Here is a 1,906-nt window from a genome sequence, read left to right as displayed (position 1 = left end):
GGCAGCGATGCGCCCAGCCCCCCGGCCGCGCGGCGGCGCGTGGTGGCGGTGGATTACGGGGCCAAGCGCAATATCCTGCGCTGCCTGACCAGCGCGGGCTGCGACGTGACCGTGGTGCCGGCGACGGCGACGGCGGAAGAGATCCTGGCCCATGGGCCGGAGGGCGTGTTCCTGTCCAACGGTCCGGGGGACCCGGCGGCGACGGCGGAATACGCGGTGCCGGCGATCCGGGGCGTGCTGGCGGCCGGCAAGCCGGTCTTCGGCATTTGCCTGGGGCACCAGTTGCTGGCGCAGGCGCTGGGGGCGCGGACCTATAAGCTGGCGCGCGGCCATCGGGGCGCCAACCAGCCGGTGAAGGACCTGACGACCGGGAAGGTGGAGATCACCAGCCAGAACCATGGCTTCGCCGTGGACGAGGCCAGCCTGCCGGCGGATGTGCGGGTGACCCATACCAGCCTGTTCGACGGATCGAACGAGGGGATCGCGTCCGACCGCTATCCGGCCTTCTCGGTCCAGTACCATCCCGAGGCGAGCCCCGGCCCGTCGGACAGCCATTATCTGTTCGACCGGTTCGTCGCCCTGATCGACCGCAGCAACCAGACCGTCTGAAAGCCCGCGCCCCATGCCCAAACGGACAGATATCCGCTCGATCCTGATCATCGGCGCCGGCCCGATCGTCATCGGCCAGGCCTGCGAGTTCGACTATTCCGGCGCGCAGGCCTGCAAGGCGCTGCGCGAGGAAGGGTACCGGGTGATCCTGGTCAATTCCAACCCCGCCACGATCATGACCGATCCGGGGCTGGCGGATGCGACCTATATCGAGCCGATCACCCCGGAATTCGTCGAGCGGATCATCCTGCGCGAGAAGCCGGACGCCGTGCTGCCGACCATGGGTGGGCAGACCGCGCTGAACACCGCGATGGCGTTGGACAAGTCGGGCTTCCTGAAGAAGCACGGCGTGGAGCTGATCGGCGCGGATGCCGAGGTGATCGACCGCGCCGAGGACCGGCAGAAATTCCGCGAGGCGATGGATGCGATCGGCATCGAGAGCCCGCGCAGCACGATCGCCCACACGCTGGAGGAGGCGCGCGCCGCCCTGGAGGACGTGGGGCTGCCGGCGGTGATCCGGCCGTCCTTCACCATGGGCGGATCGGGCGGCGGCATCGCCTATAACCGCGAGGAATTCGACCAGATCGTGGCCTCGGGCCTGGATGCGTCGCCCACCACCGAAGTGCTGATCGAGGAATCGGTGCTGGGATGGAAGGAATATGAGATGGAGGTCGTCCGCGACAGCGCGGACAATTGCATCATCGTCTGCTCGATCGAGAATATCGACCCGATGGGCGTGCATACCGGCGATTCCATCACCGTGGCGCCGGCGCTGACGCTGACGGACAAGGAATATCAGCGGATGCGCGATGCCTCGCTGGCCTGCCTGCGGGCGATCGGCGTGGATACCGGCGGGTCGAACGTGCAGTTCGGCGTGAACCCGGCCGACGGGCGCATGGTGGTGATCGAGATGAATCCGCGCGTCTCGCGCTCATCGGCGCTGGCGTCGAAGGCGACGGGCTTTCCGATCGCCAAGGTCGCGGCCAAGCTGGCCGTGGGCTATACGCTGGACGAGCTGGCCAACGACATCACCGGCTCGACCCCGGCCTCGTTCGAGCCGACGATCGATTACGTGGTGGTGAAGATCCCGCGCTTCACCTTCGAGAAATTCCCCGGCACCCCTGCCCTGCTGTCGACCAGCATGAAGTCGGTCGGCGAGGCGATGGCGATCGGCCGGTCCTTCGCCGAGGCGCTGCAGAAGGGCCTGCGCTCGATGGAAACCGGGCTGGCCGGGCTGGACCCGGTGGAGGTGCCGGGCGATGGCGGGCCGGACGCGTTCCGTGCCGCGCTGTCGCAG

At 68.2% G+C, this 1,906-nt stretch carries 2 protein-coding genes; both read left to right on the top strand.

Translation table 11 applies throughout. From position 1 onward, the window contains the following. Positions 1–609 (top strand): carbamoyl phosphate synthase small subunit (locus HUK84_RS16600; RefSeq protein WP_176641268.1); only part of this gene is annotated, 609 nt, incomplete at its 5' end. Between the two features lie 13 nt (positions 610–622). Further along, the coding region (carB, locus tag HUK84_RS16595) for a carbamoyl-phosphate synthase large subunit (RefSeq protein WP_176641267.1) at positions 623–1,906 on the top strand (1,284 nt) is incomplete at its 3' end.

Source organism: Nguyenibacter vanlangensis, from assembly GCF_013376155.1.
Lineage (GTDB): Bacteria > Pseudomonadota > Alphaproteobacteria > Acetobacterales > Acetobacteraceae > Gluconacetobacter > Gluconacetobacter vanlangensis.
Note: the sequence above shows the minus strand (reverse complement) of the source record. Positions and strands in the feature narration are given on the sequence as shown.